Source organism: Dyadobacter sp. CY327 (genome assembly GCF_021390415.1).
In the GTDB taxonomy this organism is placed as follows: Bacteria; Bacteroidota; Bacteroidia; order Cytophagales; family Spirosomataceae; genus Dyadobacter; species Dyadobacter chenhuakuii.
Window position 1 is genome coordinate 1,792,473 of sequence record NZ_JAJUXJ010000001.1, and the last position, 24,707, is coordinate 1,817,179.

Genomic DNA, 24,707 nt, shown 5'->3' on the forward strand with positions numbered 1-24,707 from the left:
ACAGTGATATTGACACTTGACTTCGGTAGGCTTCTCTTAGTGAGCCTGTCATGCGAGTCGGCAGCGCTGCATTGATGGGTGGCAAACTGCTTACCGGGTGACTGGCGTAAAAAAGTTTACGAGGTTTCCGTCAGGATCGCGAAACAACATAGAGCGGTTTCCCCAAGGCATTGTTGTTGGTGTTTGAACAATGTCATCGCTAAGGATGTCTGCCAGCTTGTGGTATTCTGCGTCTACATCGTCCACGAGAAACTCCAAAATGACCGATTGATTGGATGCCGGGACGGCCGGATGGCTTCCTCCAAAAAGCTCCAAAGTCCGGGTGCTGCCGATCGCCAGTACGATTGATGAGGTGTGTAATTCTGCAAAATCCGCTGTATGCTGAATAATGGATAAACCCGTAATTTGTTCATAGAATGCAATTAGAGGTTGGATGTCTGCGGTGATAATTCGGATGGATGCAAATTTCATAAGATGGAATGTTTTTCTCAAAATTATAATGCGGAAATGACAACAGTATGTCAGCAGCTGTGGTGGCAATGTCGTATCAATTTGGAAAAGCAGCCTTAAAAGATTGAAAACAGATTCAGCAAAAATATTGACGAAAATTTCGGGTTTTTACTCGCGTTTTTAACTTAGGTGAAAATCAGGCGAGTGAATACCATTGACCTTTGATGTAACAAAAAACAAAATGTTACATCATGAAATCACCGGACACATCCACAATTACCTTCTCCAACGAGGCTGTTGAAACCGCCAAGTCGCTGCGGACACTTTATTTTACACGCGCTGCATTCTCAATTGTATGGGTATTGCTGGTGACCACCTTAGCGAAGACAAATGCTTCTTTCGCTATGGTCTTGTTTGTCATCTATCCTGCTTGGGATGTAATTGCTACCTTTTTCGACATTAAATCCAACCCACCATCGGCTAATAAAATACCGCAATATGTGAATGTTGCCATCGGCGTCATTACCACAATTGCGGTTTCCATAGCCTTGCAAAAAGGAATTCCAGAGGCAATGATCGTTTTTAGCGCCTGGGCAATCCTGACTGGGCTGATCCAACTAATCCTAGGTTTGCATCGACGTAAGCAAATGGACGGTCAATGGCCGATGATTATTAGCGGCGGGCAGTCCATGCTGGCGGGCGTCTCCATCTATTTACAAGCACATACGCCGGGTACAGGTGTGAATACCCTAGCTGGTTATGCCGCTTTTGGCGCGTTTTACTTCATACTGGCGGCATTTCGTTTAAGTAAAACGATCAATAGAAGTTCAGAAATCACGAGGCGTTTGTAAATTTGTTTTGCCAAAAAAATAATTATTCTTGCTTTTCAGCTGCCGCTGTTTTGTATCAATTAATGAAGTGCCATGAGTGACAAAAATGAAATTGTAGCCCAGCGTCTGAGAGATTTCGCTTCGCTGAAAGAAAAGGATATTGCTGAGGGACGCCCGTTCTGGAAACCGCGAACGATCAAAAAAGGGGATTTTTTTAATATGCAGAGCATGGTCTGCAATGACCTCGGATTAGTTGTAAAAGGGATTTTTCGCATATACTACCACGATCCCAAAACGGATACAGATAAAAACCTGTTTTTCTTTTCAGAGAATCAGTTTGTCGTTTCTTTCAGGAGCTTTATTTCCCAAAAAGCCTGCTGGTATTATATAGAAGCAATGGAAGATTCTGAAATTTTTTTTATTTCCTACAAAGACCTCAATAATTTGTATGAAGCCAATGCCAATTGGGCAAAATTCGGAAGGCTGTTGGCAGAACTGTTCTTCTCTTACGCACAGACGCGCACAGAGGAATTTGTCTTCTTTTCGCATGAGGAGCGATATCTGAGGCTGCTCGAAGAGCACCCCAATATCATAGAGCGGATTCCAGCCTATCACATTTCCTCATTTTTAGGTATTACGAACCCATCATTGAGCAGGATACGGAAACGGATAAAAAAATAATAACACTGCCTATAATTCAAATTTAAAACACTTCTTGTCTGCGGGACCAGAGGTAAATGGCGGCGCAAAAAGTTACAGCTGCAAGCACAGCCCCGAATTCGTCTATGAAGTAATTGGTCCTGGGACTGTAAACAATGGTTATAGGTGTAAAAAAAGTCTGGATGAATAAATTATGACTGGCATGCAGCATTACACCTGTCCATAGGCTCGCTGATTTCAGCCTGAACCAAGTATAGATAAAGCTTGCGCTAACCACTGCTATAGTAAAACAGGTCAACCCATACCAGATTGGCGCGCCGCCATTATAATGTCCCCAGATAATAAGAGGGTAGTGCCAAAAGGCCCAGATCATGCCGCTGATCAGGGAGGTATTGGTAAAACTGGTAATGTTACTAAGATGGGGTACCAGAAATCCGCGCCAGCCGATCTCTTCACCTAATGCCGTACTCATGCTCCCGAAAAGGCCGATAATCCCATTTACAACAAAAAATAAGGGGATGAACACGCCGGGAGATAAACCAGCCCAGCCCAGGGACTTTGCTGCTTCCGTAACAAACTCTTTATTGTAAAATCCTCCCCAGCCTGTTAACCATATGATCAGGTAAGCGATCAGCGAATACAATAAAGGAGTGAGATAGGCCCAAGCCAGGTATTTCGGTTTACCCCATTGCCAGGCAAGATCGCTAACTCTGTAATTCATGATTTTACACGTTAGCCAGGTTGCTAGCGCCGGGCACCACATGATGCCATAGCCATATATTCTGCCACCGATCCGGCCTTCGCCTGAGTGAATTGTTAATATCCAAACGACGCTACTAAAAGCAAAAGTTAAAAGCAGAAATATTCCGATCGCTTTTTTACTCTCGGGTTTGGAGATACTACTGTTTTTGGATTGGTTATTTATGGACATGATGTATGAGCGTTAACATATAGGGCCAGGCATACGACCAGTCCCAGTTTTTGGTTAAGTAAAATTCTTGCTTGTAGCATACCGTAATTTACATTCCGGCTGTTGCCAAGCCGCGCAATGCCTTGAAATCGCTTTCCTTGCTAATCTTCTGTAAGCTTTACTGTGCACGCTTTCGCTCCTCTTCGCTGGCTGTACTTCGGCTTCGCGAAGCGGTTACATTCTTTCCGATACGATATGAAAAGCTCAATGATACAGTGCGGCTTTCGGCATGGTGGAAGAAATTGCTTTGTTGATCCAGGTAACTGATCCTGATTTTAACGTTGTAAGTATTAAAGATGTCGTTTACAGCCAGCCGCAAAGTGCCTGCACCACGAAAGACATTTGTTTTTACACCAGCACCCACTTGCCAATTGTGCCCCGCCCGGTAGATTCCCTGAATGCCGGGCCCGTTGTAAGTCCCGCTGATCTCAGCCTTTACTGCTGCTTTCGTATGAATGGTGAAGGACTGCGTCAAGTTCGCATCGTAGGAAAACAGGTGATAGTCGAATGCGCTGGACAAATAGGCTGATTTTTCCCGCAGCCTGTAAGCGCCGCCCATCACATTGATATCCCACCAGCTGCACGGCTGAAATGCTGCTGATAAACGGACACCTGCATTCGCGCTTAAACCCAGGTTTGCGTGCGTTCCATAATAAAGCTTTGTCTGATTGTCCTGCACATTGATGTTGGTGAAAACATCCTGGATTGAGGTGTAGTAAGCTGTGATGCTATATTGTTGTTTATAAGTATAGCTCAGCTCTGCATTTTGTACAAATGCAGGTTGCAGGGCGGGATTACCAACATAGAAATTGAATGGCGAGGAATAACGCTTGGCCGGATTTAAACGGTTGTATTTGGGACGCTCAATCCGGTAGGCATAATTGAACTGCAACTGGTGATTTTCATTGGCTTTATATAGGACAAATACCGTTGGGAATACTTTGAAATACATGCGTTCATTCAATGAATCAAGTGTTATTGAGTAACCTTTTATCCGGGTAAATTCGGCCCGCAGTCCCCCTTGCACCGTCCATTGCCCGAATGTACGCGACAGGGAAGTGTACGCAGCGGCAATTTTTTCTTGATATATGAAATGGTTGAAGTTGGCCGGAACGGCTGTTTGTGTTGTTTCGTCTCGATTATAGTAGTCAAAATGATTACGGCTCTTCGTACTGCTGAACTTTATGCCTGACACTGCTTCCCAGGATCCAAACAAGCGGTAAATGTAATCTGCCTTACCCGAGTAAATAGCAATGTGCTGTGAGCTGGGGGTAAAGATGTGGAACTTGTTGGAGGTCTGCTGGCCGTTGGGCAAAAATGAAATGTTGTCGGCAAAAGAATTCGTCTTGCTTTGGTATGGTGAGTAATCGATATCGATATTCAGACTCTGCTTGCCAGAATCGAGCTTCATGTTATAATTAAGGTTATAAGCGTATTGATTTCCCCTGGTGGCCGCGAAGTTATCAGTTTTCAATGTTGAATCCAGTGCCATTTGGTTGCCGGTTATCCGTGTTTTTGTGTATCCCGCCGAAGAACCTGCGCGGTTACTTCCTGTCACCAGAAAGCCTATAACCTGGTTAGAGGTCAGCTGATAATCTGCGCCTAAACGATAGTTATGGTTGTCGGACTTATAAATAATACGGTTTGGGCTGCTCCAGAGAGAAGTGCCGTAATCAATGTCCACATCGTGGTCCTGAAAATTATGCCTGTGCGCAAAGCCGTAACTTCCGTAAAGGTTAAGCTTATTGTTCCTGTAATTAAAAGTCGTGCTGGTGTTGTGGCCCAGATAGATACCCTGGGTTGCAGCTGTATTAAGGGTTACATTAAGTCCTTGTTTTCCACCCTTTTTGGTGATTATATTGATAACGGATGCCCCTGCGGCATCGAATTGCGCCGGAGGGTTTGAATAAACCTCTATCTGAGCAAGCAGATGAGATGGAAGGCCTTTGAGATAAGCCGAAAGGTCGTCTCCCGCAAGGTTAAGCGGCTTGCCGTCAATGTATATACGCACTCCTTTTCGGTTGGCGGTAATCTCCTCGTTACTGTTAATCTGAATGCCCGGCGCTTTCCCGAGTGATTCCCAGGCGCTGCTGCCGGAAGCCAGGATGCTGTTCTCGACATTAAACGTTACCCGGTCAACTTTGCGCTCGACCAGTGGCTTGCGAAAAGTAACGGTAACTTCATCCAGCTGCTTGTTGTCCTGCTGCATGGTGAGAACGAGACTGTCTTTGGGCAGTTCAACCAGCATCCTGACCTGCTGGTAACCCACAAGGCTTGCAAAAATAGTGTATGTGCCGCCCGCTGGGAAGGTCAAATCAAAGTTGCCCGAATCAGCAAACGCCAGTGCAATTTGCTTTTCATCCTGCATCAATATGATAGTTGCTGCATCGAGTGGTTTACCTGCATTGTCTACTACTTTGCCTTGCAGCTGCATCTGCCCGTAAGTCAGGCAAGGCAGGATCATCATTAAAAATATTGCTAACTTTTTCATGATGCAAACCTACCATGCACCTGCCTTATGGCGGGTTAAGCAATGTTAAACATGGTTAAATCGTCCGGCAGCCTTATTACCAATGCTGCAATATGCTGAACTTAGTGGCATGAAATGGCTTTCCAACCGATATGCGTACCCAATTGTTGCATTAGTGATGCTGGCTAGTGTCGGGCTACAGGTGGCCTGGCTCGGCCAGCTGTTCCGCGCCCAACAGGTTCAGGTAAAACGTGACCTTGACCAGGCAGTGGCCAATGCGGCAAGTCAAAGCGATTACCTGAGCGTTGCCAAGGGGCATGAGAACAGTGAAAATTTCAAGAACTTTTTCCTTTCTTCTGACTGGCTACAAATCAAACAAGCTTTTACGCGGCTGCGCGACCGTCAGTTTGGAGGCAGTTTCAGCTCGCAGATCAGGCCCGACAGCACCATTGTCACGATAGGGATCCACATTGCCAATGATAAGCCCAGGTCAGGCCACCGGCAAATTATCCGTATTTATGACGAAGGCGAGACCTTGCAAACAATAATGGCTGCTGATAAACGCGATCTGGCCCGAATGGATAGCCTTGTTAAGGTTGAATGTCTGCGTGCGCAACTTGATCTGGATACCTATCATGTATTATATGATTACGACAGCGGTAAGCCTAAGTCGCCCGCTATCTGGAAAAAAGCACAGCAAGCGGCCTATCGGAGCCAGCAACATGGCTACAACCTGAATTTTTTCTTGCACACTTACCAGCTGGTGGCGCAATCAATAAATGGAGTGGTGCTTTACCGGATGCGCTATTACCTCGGTTCTTCGCTGCTGATGCTTTTGTCAACCGGAGCAGCCTTTTTCTTCCTGTTCAGAATAATGCATAGTCAGCGGCTTTATTCACAGGCAAGGCTGGCGTTTACCAGCAATATGACCCATGAATTAAAAACGCCCGTTTCCGTCATCGAGGCAGCCCTTGATGCCATTACGCGCTACGATCTTGCGCAGGAACCGGCCAAAATGAACAACTATATTCAGATTAGCCAATCGGAATTACAGCGCCTGAATCTGATGATCGACAAAGTACTCAGCCTTGATCATCTCGATAATGGCCAGTTGTCACTGCGCCGTGAATTGTATGATGTCCAGCAAGGATTGACAAGTGTAGTTTCTTCAATGCAGCTGCGCCAGGCACAGACAGCCACTGTCATCCATTACCAACCAGCCACCGAACCCTGCTTTGTGGATGGAGATCCGGTGCATTTGACTAATGTTTTTTACAACCTCATTGACAATGCATTGAAGTATGGCGGCAAGAATGTCAGGATCGCGATCTCGTGCAAATGCAGCTTGGAAAAAATACACATCAGCTTTCAGGATAATGGCCCTGGAATTTCAGTGATATATCAGGAGCGGATCTTTGAAAGGTTTTTTCGGGTGCCTGAAAATCCGGACGTTCATAATATAAAGGGCTCAGGGCTGGGCTTGCATTACGTGAAGCAAATCGTTGAGAAGCATGGCGGCTCAGTGAAGCTTCAAAGTGAAGCAAGGAAAGGCAGCACCTTTACAATCATTCTACCAGCTTATCATGAAGTATAAAGTTCTGTATGCCGAAGATGAGCCTACTTTGGCACAAATTATCAGCGATGGGCTCAAAAGCAGCGGTTACGAAGTACAAGTGGCCTTCGACGGACAGCAGGCATTGCAACTTTTCGAATCAAGCCAGCCGGATATCTGTGTGCTGGACATCATGATGCCCCTGAAAGACGGCTACACGGTTGCAGAAGACATCAGAAAACAGAAAAGCAGTGTTCCAATCATTTTTCTGAGTGCCAAGTCATTGGCCGAAGATGTGATTAAGGGATTCAAAAGCGGGGGAAACGATTATCTCCGAAAACCCTTCAATATGGGCGAGCTGCTGGTCCGGATGGAGGCGCTGCTGCATCGATTCGACAGTTCGGACGAAGCAAGAGGCGCATCGCAGATGCCGGTGCGTTTTGGCAGATGCGAATTCGACACCCTCATACAGCAGTTAAAAACGCCGCTGGGAACATACGCGCTATCGTATAAGGAGACAGCGCTGCTGGAATTATTGCTTCAAAACAGGAACACGCTGATGCCAAGGCAGGTGCCTTTGCTTAAAATCTGGGGAGACGACACTTTTTATAATGCACGCAGTATGGATGTTTTCATGTCCCATTTGCGGAAGATGTTAAAGGATGATGAAAGTGTGCAGCTCATGAGCATTCGTGGTGCGGGCTACAAGCTCATATTTTAAAACAAAACCAAGTAGCAGACAGAAAACGAAGTTGCAGACAAATTGCTATTGCATCAGATCGATGACATACCCCGTCGCCTGGACTTGGTGAGATGGGTTCAAGCATGTCCTGATAAATGGCAGAAGCATTTCATGTTAACTGCAATATGAAATTACCGCAAAAAAAAATAATTTTCGCAATATACTTGCAAGGAATACACTGCTGCTTTACCTTTATTATGTCAAACATAAGACAGAGTTTTATTATTAGGATGTGTCTCATTATTAGTAATAATGTGTTTCAGTTAGTGCAAAACGAAATTTGGATACCAAATCCAGATTTTTTTAAAAATCGAATGCTTAATCGATTAAGCATAGCTGATTGCCAGGGATTTATCCGTGGCCAAGGCTGAATGTTCAAGCAAACAAATCCTGGCGATTCCCTGATCATTCAGTTAACAGGGATTACAAAGTAGCATGGCTGTCCAATTTTATTAACCACCAATAAATAATGCAGAGAAGAACTTTCCTGAAAACCGCCACCCTTGGCGCCGCCGCAGCGATGACCGGATTTCCAACGACCCGGACCGAAGCGGCTTCTAAATTGAAGATTACCAAAATCCGCTATTACGCGGCTCCGGGCTATACCAAACCACTCTTCAACCAGGCGCGTGGGATCGTTGAAATTGAAACTGACGGTGGCATTATTGGCATTGGCGAAGGCGGCTCGAAGGATATGATCGAACAATGTGCGCAAATGATGATCGGCGAAGATCCCTTCCGCATCGAGCACATTTGGCAGAATGTATATCGCGGCATGTTTTATCCGCCCGGCCGTGAAAAACTGCACGCCTTGGGTGCATTGGAAATGGCGCTTTGGGACATTAAAGGTAAAGCATTAAGTGTGCCTGTTTACGAATTGCTGGGTGGCGCCACGCGCGACTACATCGATTGTTATGCCACCGGTTTTCGTGCTTCGAAAGCCAAAACCGATGAAGAAAGAGCCCAGGATTGCCTGGCAGCAGGATTACGCACATTTTGCATAGGACCCACGGGCGGCAGGGGCGAGCAGCCGTTTGAATTTTATGATAATGTTAAAAAGACGATCGATTACTGTAAGCGAATTGATAAAGCAGTAGGCGGCGGCGGCAAATGGGCAATTGATCTGCACACGCGCTTTGATTTGACCGACGGTTTGAAAATCTGTACAGCGCTGGAAGAGCTTGAACCCTATTTTATCGAAGACGTTGTACGTTCGGAAAATCCGGGCGTTTACAAAAATGTAAGGTCCATGACCAAGGCTCCCTTGGCCGTCGGCGAGCAGTTCGGTGACCGCTGGGACACCAACGAGTTGATTGAAAACCGATTGATCGATTACACGCGGTTTACCCTTCCAAACACGGGCGGGATCAGTGAATTCAAGAAGATGGCGTCCATGTGCGAAACGCATTATGTAGGGATGATCCCGCACTTTACCGGCCCGCTTTCCACGGCCACGCTTGTGCATGTGCTGGGTTCCAGCAGTCCGGCGCGTATGATGATGGAGCTGGTGGGTGGTGAACCTGAGCGTCCGGCATATTTCAACGAGGATTTTATCAATTTCAAAAACGGCAAGTTATATCTCAATGACAACCCCGGACTGGGCGTCAAATTCGACCCTAAAAAGGCAACGTTTATCATGGAGATCAAAGAGAAAACCAAGTTTCCGCATCCCATCCTGAAAGCGCCCGACGGTTCCATCCATAATTGGTAAAGCTCCACATTCATAGATAGTTAAGCACGCCCATCTGTCACGCATGTCAGGCTTGTTACCGCCTTATGTGTACGAAAATTGTATTATTCAAACCTTTTATATAACACCAATTGAACTTTTTACTATGAAAAAACTTTTAAGTCTGATTTTATTCCATTTTATTCTGAGCCAGAGCTACGCCTTTGCGCAGAATAGCAAAATAACCGGAAAGGTTACGGACCAGGACAAAGTTGCCCTGCCAGGCGTGAGCATTTTACTGAGTGGAACAGCAACGGGAACCGTCACCGATGCTGACGGAAATTTTAATCTAAATGCGCCCGGCGATGGAAGTCTGGTATTTTCCTTCATCGGATACCAAAGCCAGACAGTGGCTATTAACAACCGAGCGACCATTGATATACAACTTGCTCAGGAATCGACAAGTCTGGGCGAGCTGGTTGTGGTGGGTTATGGAACGCAAAAAAAATCGGACGTAACCGGCGCGTTATCTGTGGTGTCCACCAGGGAGTTTGCCCAACAGCCTGTTACCCGTCTCGATCAGGTTTTGCAAGGTCGTGCGGCAGGTGTGCAGGTCACGCAATCCAATGGAGCGCCGGGCGGCGATTCGCGGGTTAGAGTGCGGGGAGCCAATTCTGTTTTAGGAAACAATGATCCTTTGTATGTGATTGATGGCTTTGTAGGCGCAAACTACAACTTGCTTAACCCAGCCGATATCGAGTCGCTTCAAATTTTGAAAGATGCTGCTTCAACATCTATTTACGGAAGCCGGGGAGCGAATGGCGTGGTCATTATTACCACCAAAAAAGGAACAAAAGGCCTGAAAGTAAATTACGAAGGTCAGGGAAGCGTATCCAATTTAATTAAAAGATTTGACATCTTGCCGGCAGACGAATTTGCCGAAATCGTCAATGCGAGAGCCTCCGCTACCGGTTCTAACAAACCATTTACAGATGCGCAGATTGCAGATTTTAAACAAAACGGCGGCACCGACTGGCAAGATCTGATTTACAGAAATGGCAGCGGAACACAGCAGCAGGTGACCGTCTCGGGCGGCAATGACAAAACCTCTTTCCTCGTTTCGGGAAACTATGTGAAGCAAAAGGGGATCGTGGAAAACACGGGTTTCAAGCGCTACGTGCTGCGCACAAACCTAAACACGCAGATCAATAACAAGCTTGCCTTGCGCGTGAATTTGTCGGGCGCAAAATCAATGAACCACAACACAGACGGCGGCGGTCCGTTGATCGAAGCCTTGCAATGGGCACCTACCACACCTGCTTACGGTGCAGACGGCCAGCCTACATTCGCGGATCCCATCGGTTCGGTTTCAAGAAGTCCGCTGGATCAGTTGTATGATAAATCCAATGATATCGACCGCATGAACATCAATGCGATCGGAGGTTTGAACTGGCAGTTACCAATCAAAGGATTGAGCCTGGATTTGCAGTATGCGATCAATTACCTCAATGCGCAGAATAAGAATTTCACGGGTAAAAGACTTTCCAACAACAACCCCGGCGCAACCCGCTACTCATCCGAACAAGTAACGCTGCAAAATACGAATGCACTGAACTACACCACAACCGTAGGTAACCATTCGATCAACGCCGTGGCGGTTTTGGAAACCCAGCAATTCACCGACAGAAATTTCACCGCCACTGCAAGCGGTCTGCGTTTTCCGCAGCTTGGTTATGACAACATTGGCGGCAACTCAGCAGCATCTGTTAACTCGGCATTTTCAAAATGGACTTTATTCTCTCTATTGGGACGGGTTAACTATGCATTCAAAGACAAATATCTGGTTACTGCGGCGCTGAGAAGAGATGGTTCTTCCAAATTCAGTGAAGATAACCGGAACAGCGTTTTCCCGTCCGTTGCCGTGGGTTGGAGACTTTCTGAGGAGGAATTTATCAAAAACATGAATGTATTCAGCAACCTGAAACTGCGTGCAAGCTGGGGCGTTACGGGCAGTCAGGCAATTAATCCTTATGCAACATTATCTGCCTACAACACGACGCAGGTTGCTTTCAACAATACGGCCGTTACCGCCGGTGTGATTCAGGGAAACCAGGGAAACAAAAACCTTAAATGGGAAACAACGCGGCAGACAGACGTCGGCGTAGAAATGGAATTTCTGAATGGCCGCCTGCGTGTGGAAGCCGATTACTTCCAAAAAAGCACAACAGATCTGCTTCTGAACGTGGCTTTGCCTAACTACGCCGGTGGCGGAACACAGACCCGAAACGTAGGTGAAATCGAGAACAAAGGCTTTGAATTCTCAATCGGCGGAACGCCAGTTGAAAGCGGGAAATTCAGCTGGGAAACGAATCTGAATTTTTCAACATTGAAAAATAAGATCATCAGTCTGGGTGGCTTGCCTCGCCTTGGAACAGGAACCGGCGCTGGTGGCGGGTTGTCCATTACAAACGAATTCATGCTGAAACCCGGCGAGCCACTTGGTTCTTACTGGGGCCTGAATTATCTGGGCACATTCAAACCAGCCGATGCGGATGCAGCTGCCAAACAGGGCCGAGTACCGGGTGACCCGCGTTATGAAGACCTCAATGGTGACAATGCGATCAATACGGATGATTTCCAGATCGTGGGCCGCGCCTTCCCTAAACTGACGGGTGGCTGGAACAACACATTTACCTACAGCGGATTGACATTGAATGTGTTTTTCCAGGGTGCATTCGGGTTGGATAAGCTGAACTATACGAGAGCCGGCGCAATGTCGGGCTCGGGTGATGCACGGCAGTTTCTGCTTACAGAGATCAGGGATTATTATCGCCCCGGCAATGAGACTTCCGACATTCCTGCATTCACAAAAACATATCAGCCATTTACCCAGTCGAGCCGCTTTGTGGAAAACGGAAGTTTCATCAGGTTGAAAAACATAAGCCTTTCTTATAATCTACCCACGTCGATTTTCAAAGACAAAGTAACCGTACGCGTATTTGCTAGTGCATCCAATGTTTTGACATTCACCAAATACACCGGTCCGGACCCTGAATCCAGCAATGTAGGATCAGGAACAGACACGGCCATCGGCATCGACCGCGGTTCCTATCCTAACGCGAAAGTTTACACAATTGGACTTAATCTTGGCTTTTAATTATCAGACAAAAATGAAAAAATATAACCTTCTTATTCTGGCAGCATTGCTATTGACAGGCGCGGGCTGCAAAGATTATCTTGACGAAGACACAACAGGATTGCTGTATGGCGAAAATGTACTCGCCACACAAGACGGACTCGAATCTGCATTAACCGGTGCCTATAAGGGGCTGGGGGCGCAATGGTCTTACGGGTTCCTGCACACGGGTGCACTAGGTGCAGTCATGGGTGGCGATGATATCACTACGCATCCGGCGAGTAATAAAGCCGACATCCGGGAGTTCGATCAGTTCAATCCATCGACGACCAATCAGCGCTCCAATGCCGTTTACATAGGCTGCTACAAGGCCATCCAGGGAGCAAATAATGTGATCAATAACTGGGAAAAAACGGTTGGAACAAAAGCCACGATCGACATCATTGTCGGCGAAGCGCATTTCATCCGTGCATTTTCATACTATTGGCTCGTACGATTTTATGGCAACATTCCGCTTATCACGGCCGGTGAATATTCGGATGAGTTGCTTACAGTAGGGAAGTCCACGCCGCAGGAAATTTACGATCTGATTGTTGCCGATTTGAAGATTGCGGAAACCAATTTGCCTAACCTGAAACGCGATCCGGGCCGGGCTAATAAAGGCGCAGCGAAAGCGTTCCTGGCCGAAGTTTACCTAACCATGGCAGGCTGGCCTTTGAAACAAACCGACAAGTACGACCTTGCCGCTGCCAAAGCAAAAGAGGTGATCGACAACCACACTGCTTACGGTTTTGAGCTTTTGCCCACATTTGCCGCAGTGTTTGAAAACGATCCTGCTTCACCTGGAACCCGGGAAGCTGTTTTTCAAATAAGCGGATTTGCGGGAGGCAGTGGAACTGGGAACGCAGCCTATGGAAACACAGCGATGCCGGGTGAAGAAGGAGGCTGGGATGATATGTTTGCCGAGCTTAACTTTTTCCGCGATTTCCCTGCGGGACCAAGAAAAGACGCCACATTCCGCACGGAATTCGGACTGGGCGCGACCAAAATTCCATGGCAAAACAGTCTGACGAAACATCCATATTACAAAAAATGGTATATCAAAGGCAATCTGGTGACTTCCAACATTTCGCTGCCTACGGTCATGATGCGTTACCCGCACGTGCTTACCACGTATGCAGAAGCGAAAGCGCGCGGAACAGGCGGACCAGACCAATCTGCTTACGACGCATTGAACCAGGTTCGCCTGCGTGGCTTGCCTGCGGGAACAAAACCGCTGGCAATGGGAAGCTTAACTGCCGCTAAGTTTGCCGACGCGGTGGTAGAGGAACGGGCGTGGGAATTTGCGTGTGAGACAACGCGCTGGTTTGACCTCGTAAGATTGGAGAAAGTGGAGGAAGCGAATGCGAAGAAAAGTCCGGACGATTTACAGCCCATCAAACCCATCACGAAAGCCAGCTATTGGTTTCCGCTCCCTTATTCAGACACATCTATCAATCCAAATTTGAACTAAAACAATGGTTCATCGCTCTGAATAGTAACAACTATGACAAGAACTGCTGTCAGATATCTGATTTTACTGCTGGTAACAGTCCTTTTTTGCGGAATGAAACTTTCCAGGTTTTCAAAGCCTGGAAAGTTTTCTGAACGTAATGACGACTGGCCCGTATATGGGGGAAACAATGCAGGAAACCGCTACTCTGCCTTGAATCAGATCAATAAGGGGAATGTTAAAAACCTGAAACTGGCCTGGTCATACGACACGGGTGAGAACAATGATCCACAGCAACGGGGAATGGATATTCAGTGTCAGCCCATTGTCATCAACGGCATTATGTACGGCACCACGCCGCGCCTGAAAGTGTTTGCCATCGAAGCGGGCACCGGTAAGGAACTCTGGAAATTTGATCCATTTGCTGACCCGAATGTGCGGCCCAGCTTTCATCCCGTGCGCGGCGTCATGTACTGGCAGGAAGGCAATGATAAGCGGATTCTGTACACGGCTGGTTCAACATTATATGCGATCAATGCTGATAATGGCCAGTTGGTGAAAGCGTTTGGTGAAAATGGAAAGATTGATTTTCATGCCGGACTTGGTGATAAAGAAACGTATGGCTATGACCTGAATAACTTCAACATTCGCTCAACGACACCCGGCGTTATTTACAAAAATCTTCTGATAACCGGTTCGTCCGTTTCCGAAGGCGGCGATGCATTACCTGGTCACATCCGCGCCTTCGACGTGCGTACCGGAAAGCTGGCCTGGATTTTCAGGACCATTCCGCTTCCAGGTGAATTTGGTTACGAAACCTGGTCAAAAGATTCTTACAAAAAACTCGGCGGCGCTAATTGTTGGGCGGGAATGGTGATTGATGAAAAGCGCGGAACAGTGTTTCTGGGAACCGGCTCGCCTTCGGTGGATTTTTATGGAGGTGCCCGGAAAGGGACCAATCTGTTTGCCAACTGCGTAATTGCACTGGACGCGGCAACCGGCAAGCGCAGATGGCATTTTCAAACCGTTCACCACGACCTGTGGGACCGTGACATTCCTTGTCCACCCAATTTAATCACGGTTAAAAGCAAAGGCAAAACGGTAGAAGCAGTTGCGCAGGCAACCAAGGATGGCCTTATTTTCCTTTTGGATCGGGATACGGGTAAACCTTTATTTGATGTAAAAGAAATCCCTGCTCCAACTTCCAATGCACTGCCCGGCGAGCATCCCTGGCCCACACAACCTGTCCCGGTGAAGCCAGCACCTTTTGCAAATCAGACAGTGACAGAGGCGAACATTACCAACCGCACGCCCGAAGCACACGCCTACGTGCTAGAACGGTTTACAAACAGCATTAAGGGCCTGAAAAACCAACCGCCAACATTAAAAGGCGGCCTGCTTTACGGCATTGGCGGCGGGGCAGAGTGGGGTGGAACCGCCGCTGATCCGAACGGAGTCATGTATGTGAACTCCAATAACATGCTCTGGTGGCTCAAAATGCGTGATGCGAAAGAGAAATCAGCAGGAAAAACCTTCTCGAAAGGCAATACTCTGTTTAATACAAATTGTGCCGCCTGCCACGCAAACGATGGCAAAAGCGCCCCCGCAAACCAAGCTTACCCTTCCTTAAAAGACATTGGAAAGAGAATGACCCGTGCGCAGATCAGCACATTGCTTGAAACTGGCCGCAACAGGATGCCGTCTTTCCAACATATTCCCAAAGCGGATCGTGAGGAGCTGGTCAATTTTCTTTTAAACATGGAAAAAAAACCGGCCGCTAATGACATTCACGCGGTCTCAGACATTCAAAAAACCGCTTCCGATTTCCCGTATGCACCGCCATTTGTAAACAATGGCAACGTGCAGTTCCGCGATCGGGACAATTATCCGGCCATCAAACCGCCGTGGGGAACATTGAACGCAATTGACATGAACACGGGCGAATATCTCTGGAAGGTGCCGTTAGGAGAATACCCGGAGCTTACCAGAAAAGGCATTCCGCCTACTGGCACAGAAAATCACGGCGGCCCGATCGTTACGGCAGGCGGCTTGCTCTTCATCGCAGCAACTTACGACGAAAAACTAAGGGCGTTCGATTCTAAAACCGGAAAAATAGTGTGGGAATACAAATTGCCCGCAGGTGGTTTCGCCACGCCCGTTACTTACATGGTGAATGGCAAGCAATACATAGCCATCGCTGCCGGAGGCGCACGCTATGGCCTGAAAGCAGGCGGAACCTATGTGGCGTTTGCATTGCCGTAGCCAATAATAAATTTATCAAAATGGAAAAATACTTACTTTGGCAGAGCCTCAAAGCACATTTCCTGCAATTCAAAAAGCAACTCGCCTCATTATGCTGAATGCTACAACTAAAAATTACCGCTGGCTCATTGTTGTGCTACTTTTCACGGCCACGACAATCAACTACCTTGACAGGCAGATCATTGGTTTACTCAAACCGATTTTAGAAAAAGAATTCGCTTGGACTGAAACCGATTTTGCACGGATTGTCATGGCTTTTACGGCCGCCTATGCCCTGGGTCTGCTACTTTTCGGCTGGCTGATCGATAAAATCGGCACGAAAATGGGTTATTCTATCACCATTGTTTTTTGGAGCATTGCGGGTATGTTGCATGCTGTCGCAAGGAGCGCATTTGGTTTTGGTCTGGCGCGTGTGGGACTCGGTTTGGGTGAAGCCGGAAATTATCCTGCGGCAGTCAAGACGGTTGCCGAATGGTTTCCGAAAAAAGAGCGTGCGCTGGCAACGGGACTTTTTAACGCCGGCACAAGCGTCGGCGTGGTGGTTGCATTGCTGCTGGTGCCCTGGATATTAAACCATTATGGCTGGCAGGAAGTATTTTGGATTACCGGGGCACTCGGCTTTGTCTGGCTTATTTTCTGGCTGATTTACTACGATATTCCTGCTCAGCAAAAGCGCCTCAGTGCCCAGGAACTGCATTACATTGTCAGCGGGCAGGATCAGGATGAAAACGATGCCGAGAAGCAGCCTGTGAAATGGATCAAGCTTTTTACATTTCCGCAAACGTGGGCTTACATTACCGGAAAGGGCCTTATTGATCCTATTTATTGGTTTTTTCTATTCTGGTTACCCTCGTATTTCGCATCGACATTTGCTTTGGACCTTAAAAAGCCAAGCCTTGAATTGATGCTGATTTACACCGCAACTACCATCGGCAGCATTGGCGGCGGCTATCTTTCTTCGTGGCTCATCAAAAAAGGATGGCCTACATTAAAAGCCAGAAAAACGGTTCTCTTGGCATTCGCAGTATTGGAGTTATCGGTAATCCTGATCCAGTTCGCAGGTGACGTCTGGATCGCAGTCGGCCTGATCAGCTTTGCCGTGGCATTGCACCAAGCCTGGGCAACCAATGTATTCACATTACCGTCCGATCTTTTTCCCAAACAAGCCGTGAGTTCTGTTGTCGGAATTGGCGGCATGGCGGGTGCGGTTGGCGGAATTTTGTTTCCCATGTTAATCGGCAGCCTGCTGGACAGTTACAAAGCAGCCGGGAACCTGCAAGGAGGATACAACATCATTTTCACAATCTGCGGTTGCACGTATTTGATCGCCTGGCTCATCATTCATATGCTGACCAAAACGGCGAAAGTTGTGGAGCTGGATGAGTTGCGTTAATGGCCGAGGGTTCTGATCTTAGGATCACTTTCGCCTCCTTGTCGTCATACTCCGCAATCAATTTCGTGAGCTGCTGTTTCAGTGCAAGCGTGGTCTTTTCATATCCTTTTTTGCCGTATACATTGCTTTCCTCTGAGGGATCTTTGTTCAGATCAAAAAGCTCCCATGAATTGACCCGCTTGTAAAAACGAATGAGTTTGTAATCCTTCGTGCTCACCCCAAAATGCGGTGAGACCGCGTGCTCACCGTTTTCATAATAGTGATAATACAATGCCTCCCGGCCTTTGGCAGCTTTATTTGCTAAGACGGGCAGCATGGATTTTCCCTGCATATCCGATGGGATCGCAAGCCCGGCCGCATCCAGAAGCGTAGGCGCTATATCCAGGTTCATGACCATTTGACTGCTGTTTGTCCCTGGTTTAATCACGCCCGGAAATTGCATCAGCAGCGGAGTACGGAATGATTCTTCGTACATAAACCTTTTGTCAAACCAACCGTGTTCGCCCAGGTAAAATCCCTGATCCGACATGTAGATCACAATTGTATTTTGATCCAATTCGCGTTTTTCAAAATAATCCAGCATGCGCCCGATATTGCGGTCGAGCGACTCGGCCGTGCTGTAATAATCCTTCATATAACGCTGGAATTTCCACTCTGCCAGTGCTTTGCCAGTCAGGTTTTTTGATTTCAAGTCAGCTTCAATCGCTCCATAATAAGCGTCAAACTTCGCGCGCTGCGCCGGATTCATCCTGTTTACAGTAGGCTCTCCTTTTGAACTGTAGCTGAGCATTTTCAGGTCGTATGCCATTTGCATTGTTTTGTCAATGCTCATATCCTGCACTACGGCAGCACTTCTGGTTTTGTATTGATCATAAAAATTAGCTGGAATTGGGAATGTCAGCGAATCATATCGGCCAAAATCCACCGTATCCGGCAGCCAGGTTCTGTGCGTCGCCTTGTGGCCGACCACCAGGCAAAATGGCTTGGTGGAATCACGTGAGTCCAGCCATTCTTCGGAAATATCCTCGATCAGATTGGTAACATAACCTTCTTTTTTAATGCTCTTTCCGTCCATTCCGATAAATTCCGGATTATAGTAAGAACCCTGGTCGGGCAACAGATTGAAAAAGTTAAAGCCTTCCGGTTTGCCTGCGAGGTGGATCTTTCCGATCCAGGCTGTCTGATATCCGCCGGTCTGTAAATGTTTGGCAAAATTGTCCTGGCTATGGTCGAATTTGGAGGTTTCGTTGTCCTTAAAACCATTCTTGTGGCTGTATTTGCCAGTGAGTATTACCGCCCTGCTGGGTCCGCAAATGGAATTAGTAACATAAGCTTTGTCGAGCCGGACACCTTTCTGTGCAATGCGGTCAATGTTGGGCGTTTTGACAAGCTTGTTGCCATACGCGCTGACCGCCTGAAAAGCATGATCGTCCGAAATAATGATGACGATATTTGGTTTGGCTGGTTTAGCAGGCGCGTTTTGCGCCTGAATGTTCTGGGAAAAGATAAAAAGGATCAAGCCTGCGATTCGGCAGGCGTTTTGCAGCATTGAAAAAAGCCTCATTTTAGAAAAATCTGATGGGTTTAGGATAGTCGGTTATTCGAAAAGACACAAAGCTTGCATTCGTCGGCGATGCGGTTACTCTCCATCTTGTCTAAGAGCGAGCTTGCATATTGTGTATTATGTCTGACAAAAGTGGTGGTTTTCTTCCAATTCGCAAAACTGATTTAAATGGATATACCAAAAAGCCTGGCCTGTTAAGCTTGTCTCCACACATGCAGTTTTTTCGAGCTATCTTATCCCTACCAGTGTTTTCTTGTGGAAGTCAGATTGGGCTACAATAAAGCCGGATTTGGCTATCTATGCATTCAGGTTTCTGCCGAGCTTTGCTTTGTACTTAAAACAAAATCATGCGGATATTAGTAACAGGCGCGACGGGTGCGTTGGGAAGTGCAGTGATCGAAACGATGCTGAAAAAGATCCCGGCCAGCAGCATTATTTGCGCTTCGACAGGAAATGGGCGAGGCGATCGCGCATGTAATGCTGGACGAACCATGCGAAAACAAGACATACCTGTTTACGGGCGGGGAGGCCTATTCGTTTGATGACGTTGCCCGGGCATTGACTGAGCTGTCGGGAAAAGAGGTGCGCTACACCTCGGTTGAAAGTCAGGCGTTCGAAGATATCCTGGTTCAGAAAGGCATTCCGCAGGCAATGGCAAGAATAATTACCGATTTTAATGCTGATATTCGAAACGGGCAGGAATCCGTAGTGACCGCCGATCTGGCCCAAAAACTTGGGCGTCCACCCGCTGAACTTAGGGAAGGGCTAAAATTACTGTTTGGGTTATAAACGATCCCTTTGTTATGAAGTCAATTGAAGCACCAAGGCACATTCGCACCATCACCGAATATCATCGATTGATGCAATTGCCCAGACCTGAGCACCCGCTCATCGGCGTGGTCCGATTTGAGGATATCAAAGCGCAACCTGCCGTGGCTCCGAAAAGTATCAGCCATCACTTTTACACAACCGCGCTCAAGAAAAACGTCAACTCCAAAATCAGATATGGCCAGCAGGACTTCGATTTTGACGAGGGCGTACCACGCCAATATGGATGCATCGAGCAAGGCAAGCTTTTTCACCTAACACACTTTCACCAGCGAAATCCTGCCACAGCCTGACTTTTTAGGACATCAACCTGGAGTGCTACATTTTGATTTTGGTAGGAACCGATGTACTCAGGAGTCGAACCAGCCATGTGGGGAAAATGCGCTGGAAATCGCGTTTTCCAAAAACATCTAATAGCAAAAAAGCCCCTCAACTTGCGTTGAAGGGCTTTTGTACCCAGAGCCGGAGTCGAACCGGCACGAGTGTAACCTCATTGGTGTTTGAGACCAACGCGTCTACCAATTCCGCCATCTGGGCATTGATCTTCTCTTGTTGGGAGTGCAAAAGTAGGGAGAAAAATATATTAAGCAAGCGTATCGCCGAAAAAATCATTGGAAAAAATAATGGCAATACATTCACGAAACTTAACTTCCTTATTCATAACGCAGTGCTTCTATCGGATCGAGGCGTGAGGCTTTGATGGCCGGGTAAATCCCCGAAAGAACGCCCACAACTACGCAAACGAGAATTCCCATCGCCATCCAGATCCAAGGAACCACAAATGTACTGTCGGAGCTGATGAGGCCGGAAATGACGTTGCCGATGACAATGCCTAGAATCAAGCCGGCTATTCCTCCTAGTATGCAGACAACGATGGCTTCGATCAGAAATTGGAAACGGATCACACCTGGCGTTGCGCCGAGCGATTTGCGGATCCCGATTTCGCGGGTTCGTTCGGTGACGGAGACGAGCATAATGTTCATCAATGCGATGGAAGCGCCTAATAATGTGATAATGCCAATGCCGAATCCGCCGATACGCAGATAACCGGTCACCTCTTCAAAATCCTTGGCGACTGCATCCGCGCGGTCGATGGTGAATGAATCTTCTTTGCCCAAAGCATCGTTCCGGATCCTGCGCATGATCCCGCGGGCTTCTTCTACGATAAAATCTCCGTCGGAAATGTTCGGGGCAGAGGCGGTAATGTTGTATGTTAATGCGCGGTTTGCGGCAAGTCCGCGGCCATTTTCGAGGGGAATGAGGATAATGCGGTCTGCGTCATTTTGTCCGCCGAGCGAACCTTTCTTTTGCAGCACACCCACAACTTTGTAACGGCTGCCCATGAAAGTAATGTCCTTATTGAGCGGGTCAACGCGTTGAAAGAGTTTTTTGGCAATTTCCTGGCCTATCACTGCAACATTCAGCGCGTTTTCCATATCATTCTTGTCGAGATTACGGCCCAGGTCTATTTTGTAGCCGTTAATGCCTAGATATTGCTCGTCGGAACCGACGACGCTGGTGTTTGGATTTGTTTTTTGGGAGAGATAATTTACCTGAACAGCTCCGCCTATGTCTGCTGAAAGTGAGGCGGTTGCAGTGTAAGATGATTTAAATTGATTGGCAAATGTAAGCGCTTGCCGATAGGTTACTGCGGGATATTGCTTGCTCCGGCGGCCGCCATTGCGAAATTCATCGTCCTCTTTGTTTTTGACGGTGAAAGTGTTGGCTCCCAGGTCTGCAAAGCTGCTGTTGACCGAATTCTGAATGCCTTCGATGGCGGTCAGGATGCCGACCAGGGACGTGATTCCGATGGCAATGATCAGCGCAGTGAGAACGGTTCTGAGCAGATTGCTTTGAATGGAGCGGAGGCCTTCGTCAATATTTTCCCTGATGTTCATGGTTTTAAAGCTTGTGCACCATAATGTGATTTCTATCGTTTTCTTTTTATATTTAATAAAATCCGACTTTGTAAAGCTGCGCATGAAACGTGAAAGAATCAAACCAGTGATACGCTTGTTTATCCCGCTTATCATTTTTTTAACATTATCATTTGACAGCATGTCCAACCGGCTGCTTATCCCTATGGATGAGGGCCAAAAGAACCATTTGAAGGCTTACGGGATTTCTTACTGGATCCTGAAAAATTTTGAAATGGAAATGGATTGGCTGCTAAATTACCGTGGCGGCAGTTTTATGATCGCTTATAATCAGCAGTTTGCGTCGGAAATGACGGTTCGCGGTGTGAGTTTTGAAGTGATCTCGGAAGGGCAGGCGGGTCAGATCCTGAGCCAGATCAGTGCGCCGGATGTGAATATGGATGCGGTAAAATTGCAGAAAGCGCCTAAGATCGCCGTTTATTCTCCCAAATCGAAGCTTCCCTGGGATGACGCGGTGACGCTGGTGCTAACTTATGCGGAGATTCCTTATGATGTGATTTATGACGATGAAGTGCTGAACAATAAGCTTCCGGAATACGATTGGCTGCATTTGCACCACGAAGATTTTACGGGCCAGTTTGGTAAATTTTATCAATACAAAGATTTTCCATGGTATCGCGAGCAAAAGCGCGAGGCGGAAGAGACGGCCAATAAATACCATTTTGGTAATGTGCCACAGATGAAACTGGCAGTGGCAAAGCGGATTTCGGAGTTCGTTACGGGTGGCGGTTACATGTTCGCCATGTGCAATGCCACCGATACATTTGACATTACACTTGCCGCGGAAGGGCTGGATATTGTGGAGGCTATGTACGATGGCACGCCCGTAGATCCGACTGCTAATAGTAAACTAAATTATGATAACACATTTGCTTTCAAGGATTTCAAAACCATTTCCTATCCTTATGAAGTTGAGTTTTCAGACATTGATAACCAGCCTGAAGAGCGTAATCTGACGGAGGCTAACGATTTCTTCTCGCTGTTCCAGTTTTCTGCTAAATGGGACCCGGTGCCCAGCATGCTCACGCAAAATCACCAGACCATTATCAAAGGTTTCTTGGGCCAAACAACCGCTTTTAAAAATCGCCTAATCAAGCCTGAGGTCATCATTCTGGCTGAAAATAAGACTGCTAAGGAAGCGCGTTACATTCATAGCACGCATGGAAAAGGCTTTTTTACTTTTTACGGGGGGCATGATCCGGAGGATTACCAGCACCGTGTAGGCGAAGAACCTACGGACCTGAACTTGCATCCAAATTCGGCCGGTTATAGGCTGATCCTCAATAATATCCTGTTTCCGGCAGCTAAAAAGAAGAAGCTGAAAACCTAGTTTCGAAGGCTTAAATTTTCAGTTCCAAATCACACAAACCGTGCGCTATCGCACGGTTTTTTGTTTTTATTTTTTATATAAAACATTGATTGTTAGTGTTTTATGTGTTGGCACAAAAATGGATTAACTAGAAGCACATTAGCCATGAAACACATTTAACCTCCAAACAAAAAACAATGGATCGGGAAGTTGCGCCGGACTACATTAAAACCACCAGAAACCGACGATGGCTTTTCATCGCGCTGGGAATAATCTTAACGGTAACATTGCTTTATTTTTTTCGCAAATCCCTTGGCAGCACTTTGGAAAGCAGCAGAATCCGTACGGGAACGGTTGAAAAAGGGAATGTTGAAAACACATTGACTGCATCGGGAGAAGTCATCCCGGCTTATGAGCAAATTTTTACGAGCCCCATCCGCGCCAGCATCAAGCGCATTTTGCTGACGCCGGGAACGCAGGTAAATCCAGGCGAGGCCATTGTTGAGCTGGATAAGTCGCTTACTGTAATCGAGTCCGAACGTTATGAGGACCAACTGAAATTGAAGCAAAACAGCATTGAGCAGCTGCGGATGAAGCTGAACAAGGACTTGTATGACGCTGAAATTAATGATCGCATCAAATCTTTGAACATTAACAAACTCCGGGCTGATTTTGAAGATGCAAAAAGACTTCAAAAAGTAGGAGGGGGCACGGCGGAAGACATTACCCGGGCAGAGAACGCGTTAAAAATTGCGGAGCTGGAAAAGAAGCAGTTGGAGAATGACCTAAAATACAACCGGGAATCGATGGGCGCGAGCTTGAAAGAGACCGAACTGGGCGCGCAGATTGAGAGTAAGAATTTGAAAGAATTACAGCATAAGCTGAGAATGGCGGACATCGTCGCCGACCGGAAAGGGGTTTTGACCTGGGTAAATGAGAACATTGGCTCGTCGGTGAATGAAGGAGAAATGCTTGCAAAAGTGGCTGACCTGGGCAGTTTCAGGGTCGAGGGGAGTTGCTCGGATATTTATGCAGATCAGGTGAAAGCAGGACTTAGCGTGATTATCAGGCTGAATGAGGTGACATTACGAGGTGTGATAACGCAGGTGAAACCAGCTGTGAAAGACGGCGTGATCGGGTTTGTGATCCAGTTGGATAACGCAAAAAGCGAATCGCTCAGGCCGAATATGAAGGTGGAAGTTTATGTGGTGACCAGCAGCAGCTCCAATACGGTGCGCGTTGCCAATGGACCAGCATTTACAGGTAAGAAAAAGCAGTTTGTTTATGTTTTGAAGGACAACAAAGCGTTGCGCCGGGAAGTTGAAACCGGACTTTCAAATTTCGATTTTGTTGAAATAAAAAGCGGTTTAGAGGTGGGCGAGAAAGTGATCCTGACGGATTTGAATGATTATGAGCATTTGGAGGAAATTTCAATTCAATAAA

18 protein-coding genes and 1 tRNA gene are annotated in these 24,707 nt (G+C 47.1%); 13 read left to right on the forward strand and 6 right to left on the reverse strand.

Annotated elements, in window-relative coordinates; all coding sequences use genetic code 11:
* Positions 1–90: 90 nt before the first annotated feature.
* Positions 91–471, reverse strand: a complete 381-nt coding sequence (locus LZG74_RS07480) for a VOC family protein (RefSeq protein WP_233795946.1) — start codon at positions 469–471, stop codon at positions 91–93.
* A 230-nt stretch (positions 472–701) separates the two neighbouring features.
* On the opposite strand from LZG74_RS07480, the gene LZG74_RS07485 reads away from it, so the two are divergent.
* Together LZG74_RS07485 and LZG74_RS07490 are read left to right on the forward strand one after the other, a co-directional pair.
* A complete protein-coding gene (locus tag LZG74_RS07485; protein ID WP_233795947.1) occupies positions 702–1,301 on the forward strand; it encodes a hypothetical protein in 600 nt (199 codons plus the stop codon).
* A gap of 72 nt (positions 1,302–1,373) precedes the next feature.
* The gene (locus LZG74_RS07490) at positions 1,374–1,961 is read left to right on the forward strand and encodes a Crp/Fnr family transcriptional regulator (protein ID WP_233795948.1); all 588 of its coding nucleotides are present in this window, start codon (positions 1,374–1,376) and stop codon (positions 1,959–1,961) included.
* A 22-nt stretch (positions 1,962–1,983) separates the two neighbouring features.
* On the opposite strand, the gene LZG74_RS07495 is transcribed toward LZG74_RS07490, so the two are convergent.
* Positions 1,984–2,661: a CPBP family intramembrane glutamic endopeptidase gene (locus LZG74_RS07495; protein ID WP_233795949.1), complete on the reverse strand. Its 678-nt coding sequence runs from the start codon at positions 2,659–2,661 to the stop codon at positions 1,984–1,986.
* 367 nt (positions 2,662–3,028) lie between these two features.
* Positions 3,029–5,401: an outer membrane beta-barrel family protein gene (locus tag LZG74_RS07500; protein ID WP_233795950.1), complete on the reverse strand. Its 2,373-nt coding sequence runs from the start codon at positions 5,399–5,401 to the stop codon at positions 3,029–3,031.
* A gap of 109 nt (positions 5,402–5,510) precedes the next feature.
* Between LZG74_RS07500 and LZG74_RS07505 the strand changes: the two genes are divergently transcribed.
* The 7 genes from LZG74_RS07505 (at position 5,511) to LZG74_RS07535 (ending at position 17,626) form a co-directional block, all read left to right on the forward strand.
* A complete protein-coding gene (locus LZG74_RS07505) occupies positions 5,511–6,974 on the forward strand; it encodes a sensor histidine kinase KdpD (RefSeq protein WP_233795951.1) in 1,464 nt (487 codons plus the stop codon).
* Positions 6,964–7,653, forward strand: coding sequence for a response regulator transcription factor (locus LZG74_RS07510; protein WP_233795952.1), 690 nt, complete (start codon positions 6,964–6,966; stop codon positions 7,651–7,653). Before LZG74_RS07505 ends, LZG74_RS07510 begins: the two co-directional genes overlap by 11 nt.
* A gap of 490 nt (positions 7,654–8,143) precedes the next feature.
* Positions 8,144–9,385, forward strand: coding sequence for an enolase C-terminal domain-like protein (locus LZG74_RS07515; RefSeq protein ID WP_233795953.1), 1,242 nt, complete (start codon positions 8,144–8,146; stop codon positions 9,383–9,385).
* A gap of 124 nt (positions 9,386–9,509) precedes the next feature.
* The gene (locus LZG74_RS07520) at positions 9,510–12,500 is read left to right on the forward strand and encodes a TonB-dependent receptor (RefSeq protein ID WP_233795954.1); all 2,991 of its coding nucleotides are present in this window, start codon (positions 9,510–9,512) and stop codon (positions 12,498–12,500) included.
* Between the two features lie 13 nt (positions 12,501–12,513).
* Positions 12,514–13,992 carry a RagB/SusD family nutrient uptake outer membrane protein gene (locus tag LZG74_RS07525; protein ID WP_233795955.1) on the forward strand — a complete coding sequence of 493 codons (1,479 nt, stop codon included), beginning with the start codon at positions 12,514–12,516 and terminating at the stop codon, positions 13,990–13,992.
* Between the two features lie 33 nt (positions 13,993–14,025).
* On the forward strand, positions 14,026–16,233 hold the full coding sequence (locus LZG74_RS07530; RefSeq protein WP_409014441.1) for a PQQ-binding-like beta-propeller repeat protein: 2,208 nt from the start codon (positions 14,026–14,028) through the stop codon (positions 16,231–16,233).
* A gap of 91 nt (positions 16,234–16,324) precedes the next feature.
* Complete coding sequence (locus LZG74_RS07535) at positions 16,325–17,626, forward strand: MFS transporter (RefSeq protein WP_233796339.1); 1,302 nt, start codon at positions 16,325–16,327, stop codon at positions 17,624–17,626.
* Here the strand turns inward: LZG74_RS07535 and LZG74_RS07540 are convergent.
* The gene (locus tag LZG74_RS07540; RefSeq protein WP_233795956.1) at positions 17,571–19,190 is read right to left on the reverse strand and encodes a sulfatase; all 1,620 of its coding nucleotides are present in this window, start codon (positions 19,188–19,190) and stop codon (positions 17,571–17,573) included. The two genes, LZG74_RS07535 and LZG74_RS07540, sit on opposite strands and share 56 nt — an antisense overlap.
* 453 nt (positions 19,191–19,643) lie before the next feature.
* Here LZG74_RS07540 and LZG74_RS07545 point away from each other — a divergent pair, with 453 nt between their 5' ends.
* On the forward strand, positions 19,644–19,979 hold the full coding sequence (locus tag LZG74_RS07545) for a hypothetical protein (protein WP_233795957.1): 336 nt from the start codon (positions 19,644–19,646) through the stop codon (positions 19,977–19,979).
* A gap of 14 nt (positions 19,980–19,993) precedes the next feature.
* Positions 19,994–20,311, forward strand: a complete 318-nt coding sequence (locus LZG74_RS07550; protein ID WP_233795958.1) for a hypothetical protein — start codon at positions 19,994–19,996, stop codon at positions 20,309–20,311.
* 160 nt (positions 20,312–20,471) lie between these two features.
* Here the strand turns inward: LZG74_RS07550 and LZG74_RS07555 are convergent.
* Positions 20,472–20,555 (reverse strand) — tRNA-Leu (locus LZG74_RS07555).
* A gap of 116 nt (positions 20,556–20,671) precedes the next feature.
* Complete coding sequence (locus LZG74_RS07560) at positions 20,672–21,916, reverse strand: ABC transporter permease (RefSeq protein WP_233795959.1); 1,245 nt, start codon at positions 21,914–21,916, stop codon at positions 20,672–20,674.
* Positions 21,917–22,022: 106 nt separating this feature from the next.
* On the opposite strand from LZG74_RS07560, the gene LZG74_RS07565 reads away from it, so the two are divergent.
* Both LZG74_RS07565 and LZG74_RS07570 read left to right on the forward strand, forming a co-directional pair.
* On the forward strand, positions 22,023–23,285 hold the full coding sequence (locus LZG74_RS07565) for an asparagine synthetase B (protein ID WP_233796340.1): 1,263 nt from the start codon (positions 22,023–22,025) through the stop codon (positions 23,283–23,285).
* Between the two features lie 176 nt (positions 23,286–23,461).
* Positions 23,462–24,706 carry an efflux RND transporter periplasmic adaptor subunit gene (locus tag LZG74_RS07570; protein WP_233795960.1) on the forward strand — a complete coding sequence of 415 codons (1,245 nt, stop codon included), beginning with the start codon at positions 23,462–23,464 and terminating at the stop codon, positions 24,704–24,706.
* The last annotated feature ends 1 nt before the right edge of the window (position 24,707 follow it).

Bases quoted from the DNA above. Each gene is read 5' to 3' on its own strand.
- LZG74_RS07480 (WP_233795946.1), bottom strand. From the start codon at position 471: ATGAAATTTGCATCCATCCGAATTATCACCGCAGACATCCAACCTCTA.
- LZG74_RS07485 (WP_233795947.1), top strand. From the start codon at position 702: ATGAAATCACCGGACACATCCACAATTACCTTCTCCAACGAGGCTGTT.
- LZG74_RS07490 (WP_233795948.1), top strand. From the start codon at position 1,374: ATGAGTGACAAAAATGAAATTGTAGCCCAGCGTCTGAGAGATTTCGCT.
- LZG74_RS07495 (WP_233795949.1), bottom strand. From the start codon at position 2,661: ATGAATTACAGAGTTAGCGATCTTGCCTGGCAATGGGGTAAACCGAAA.
- LZG74_RS07500 (WP_233795950.1), bottom strand. From the start codon at position 5,401: ATGAAAAAGTTAGCAATATTTTTAATGATGATCCTGCCTTGCCTGACT.
- LZG74_RS07505 (WP_233795951.1), top strand. From the start codon at position 5,511: ATGAAATGGCTTTCCAACCGATATGCGTACCCAATTGTTGCATTAGTG.
- LZG74_RS07510 (WP_233795952.1), top strand. From the start codon at position 6,964: ATGAAGTATAAAGTTCTGTATGCCGAAGATGAGCCTACTTTGGCACAA.
- LZG74_RS07515 (WP_233795953.1), top strand. From the start codon at position 8,144: ATGCAGAGAAGAACTTTCCTGAAAACCGCCACCCTTGGCGCCGCCGCA.
- LZG74_RS07520 (WP_233795954.1), top strand. From the start codon at position 9,510: ATGAAAAAACTTTTAAGTCTGATTTTATTCCATTTTATTCTGAGCCAG.
- LZG74_RS07525 (WP_233795955.1), top strand. From the start codon at position 12,514: ATGAAAAAATATAACCTTCTTATTCTGGCAGCATTGCTATTGACAGGC.
- LZG74_RS07530 (WP_409014441.1), top strand. From the start codon at position 14,026: ATGACAAGAACTGCTGTCAGATATCTGATTTTACTGCTGGTAACAGTC.
- LZG74_RS07535 (WP_233796339.1), top strand. From the start codon at position 16,325: ATGCTGAATGCTACAACTAAAAATTACCGCTGGCTCATTGTTGTGCTA.
- LZG74_RS07540 (WP_233795956.1), bottom strand. From the start codon at position 19,190: ATGAGGCTTTTTTCAATGCTGCAAAACGCCTGCCGAATCGCAGGCTTG.
- LZG74_RS07545 (WP_233795957.1), top strand. From the start codon at position 19,644: ATGGGCGAGGCGATCGCGCATGTAATGCTGGACGAACCATGCGAAAAC.
- LZG74_RS07550 (WP_233795958.1), top strand. From the start codon at position 19,994: ATGAAGTCAATTGAAGCACCAAGGCACATTCGCACCATCACCGAATAT.
- LZG74_RS07560 (WP_233795959.1), bottom strand. From the start codon at position 21,916: ATGAACATCAGGGAAAATATTGACGAAGGCCTCCGCTCCATTCAAAGC.
- LZG74_RS07570 (WP_233795960.1), top strand. From the start codon at position 23,462: ATGGATCGGGAAGTTGCGCCGGACTACATTAAAACCACCAGAAACCGA.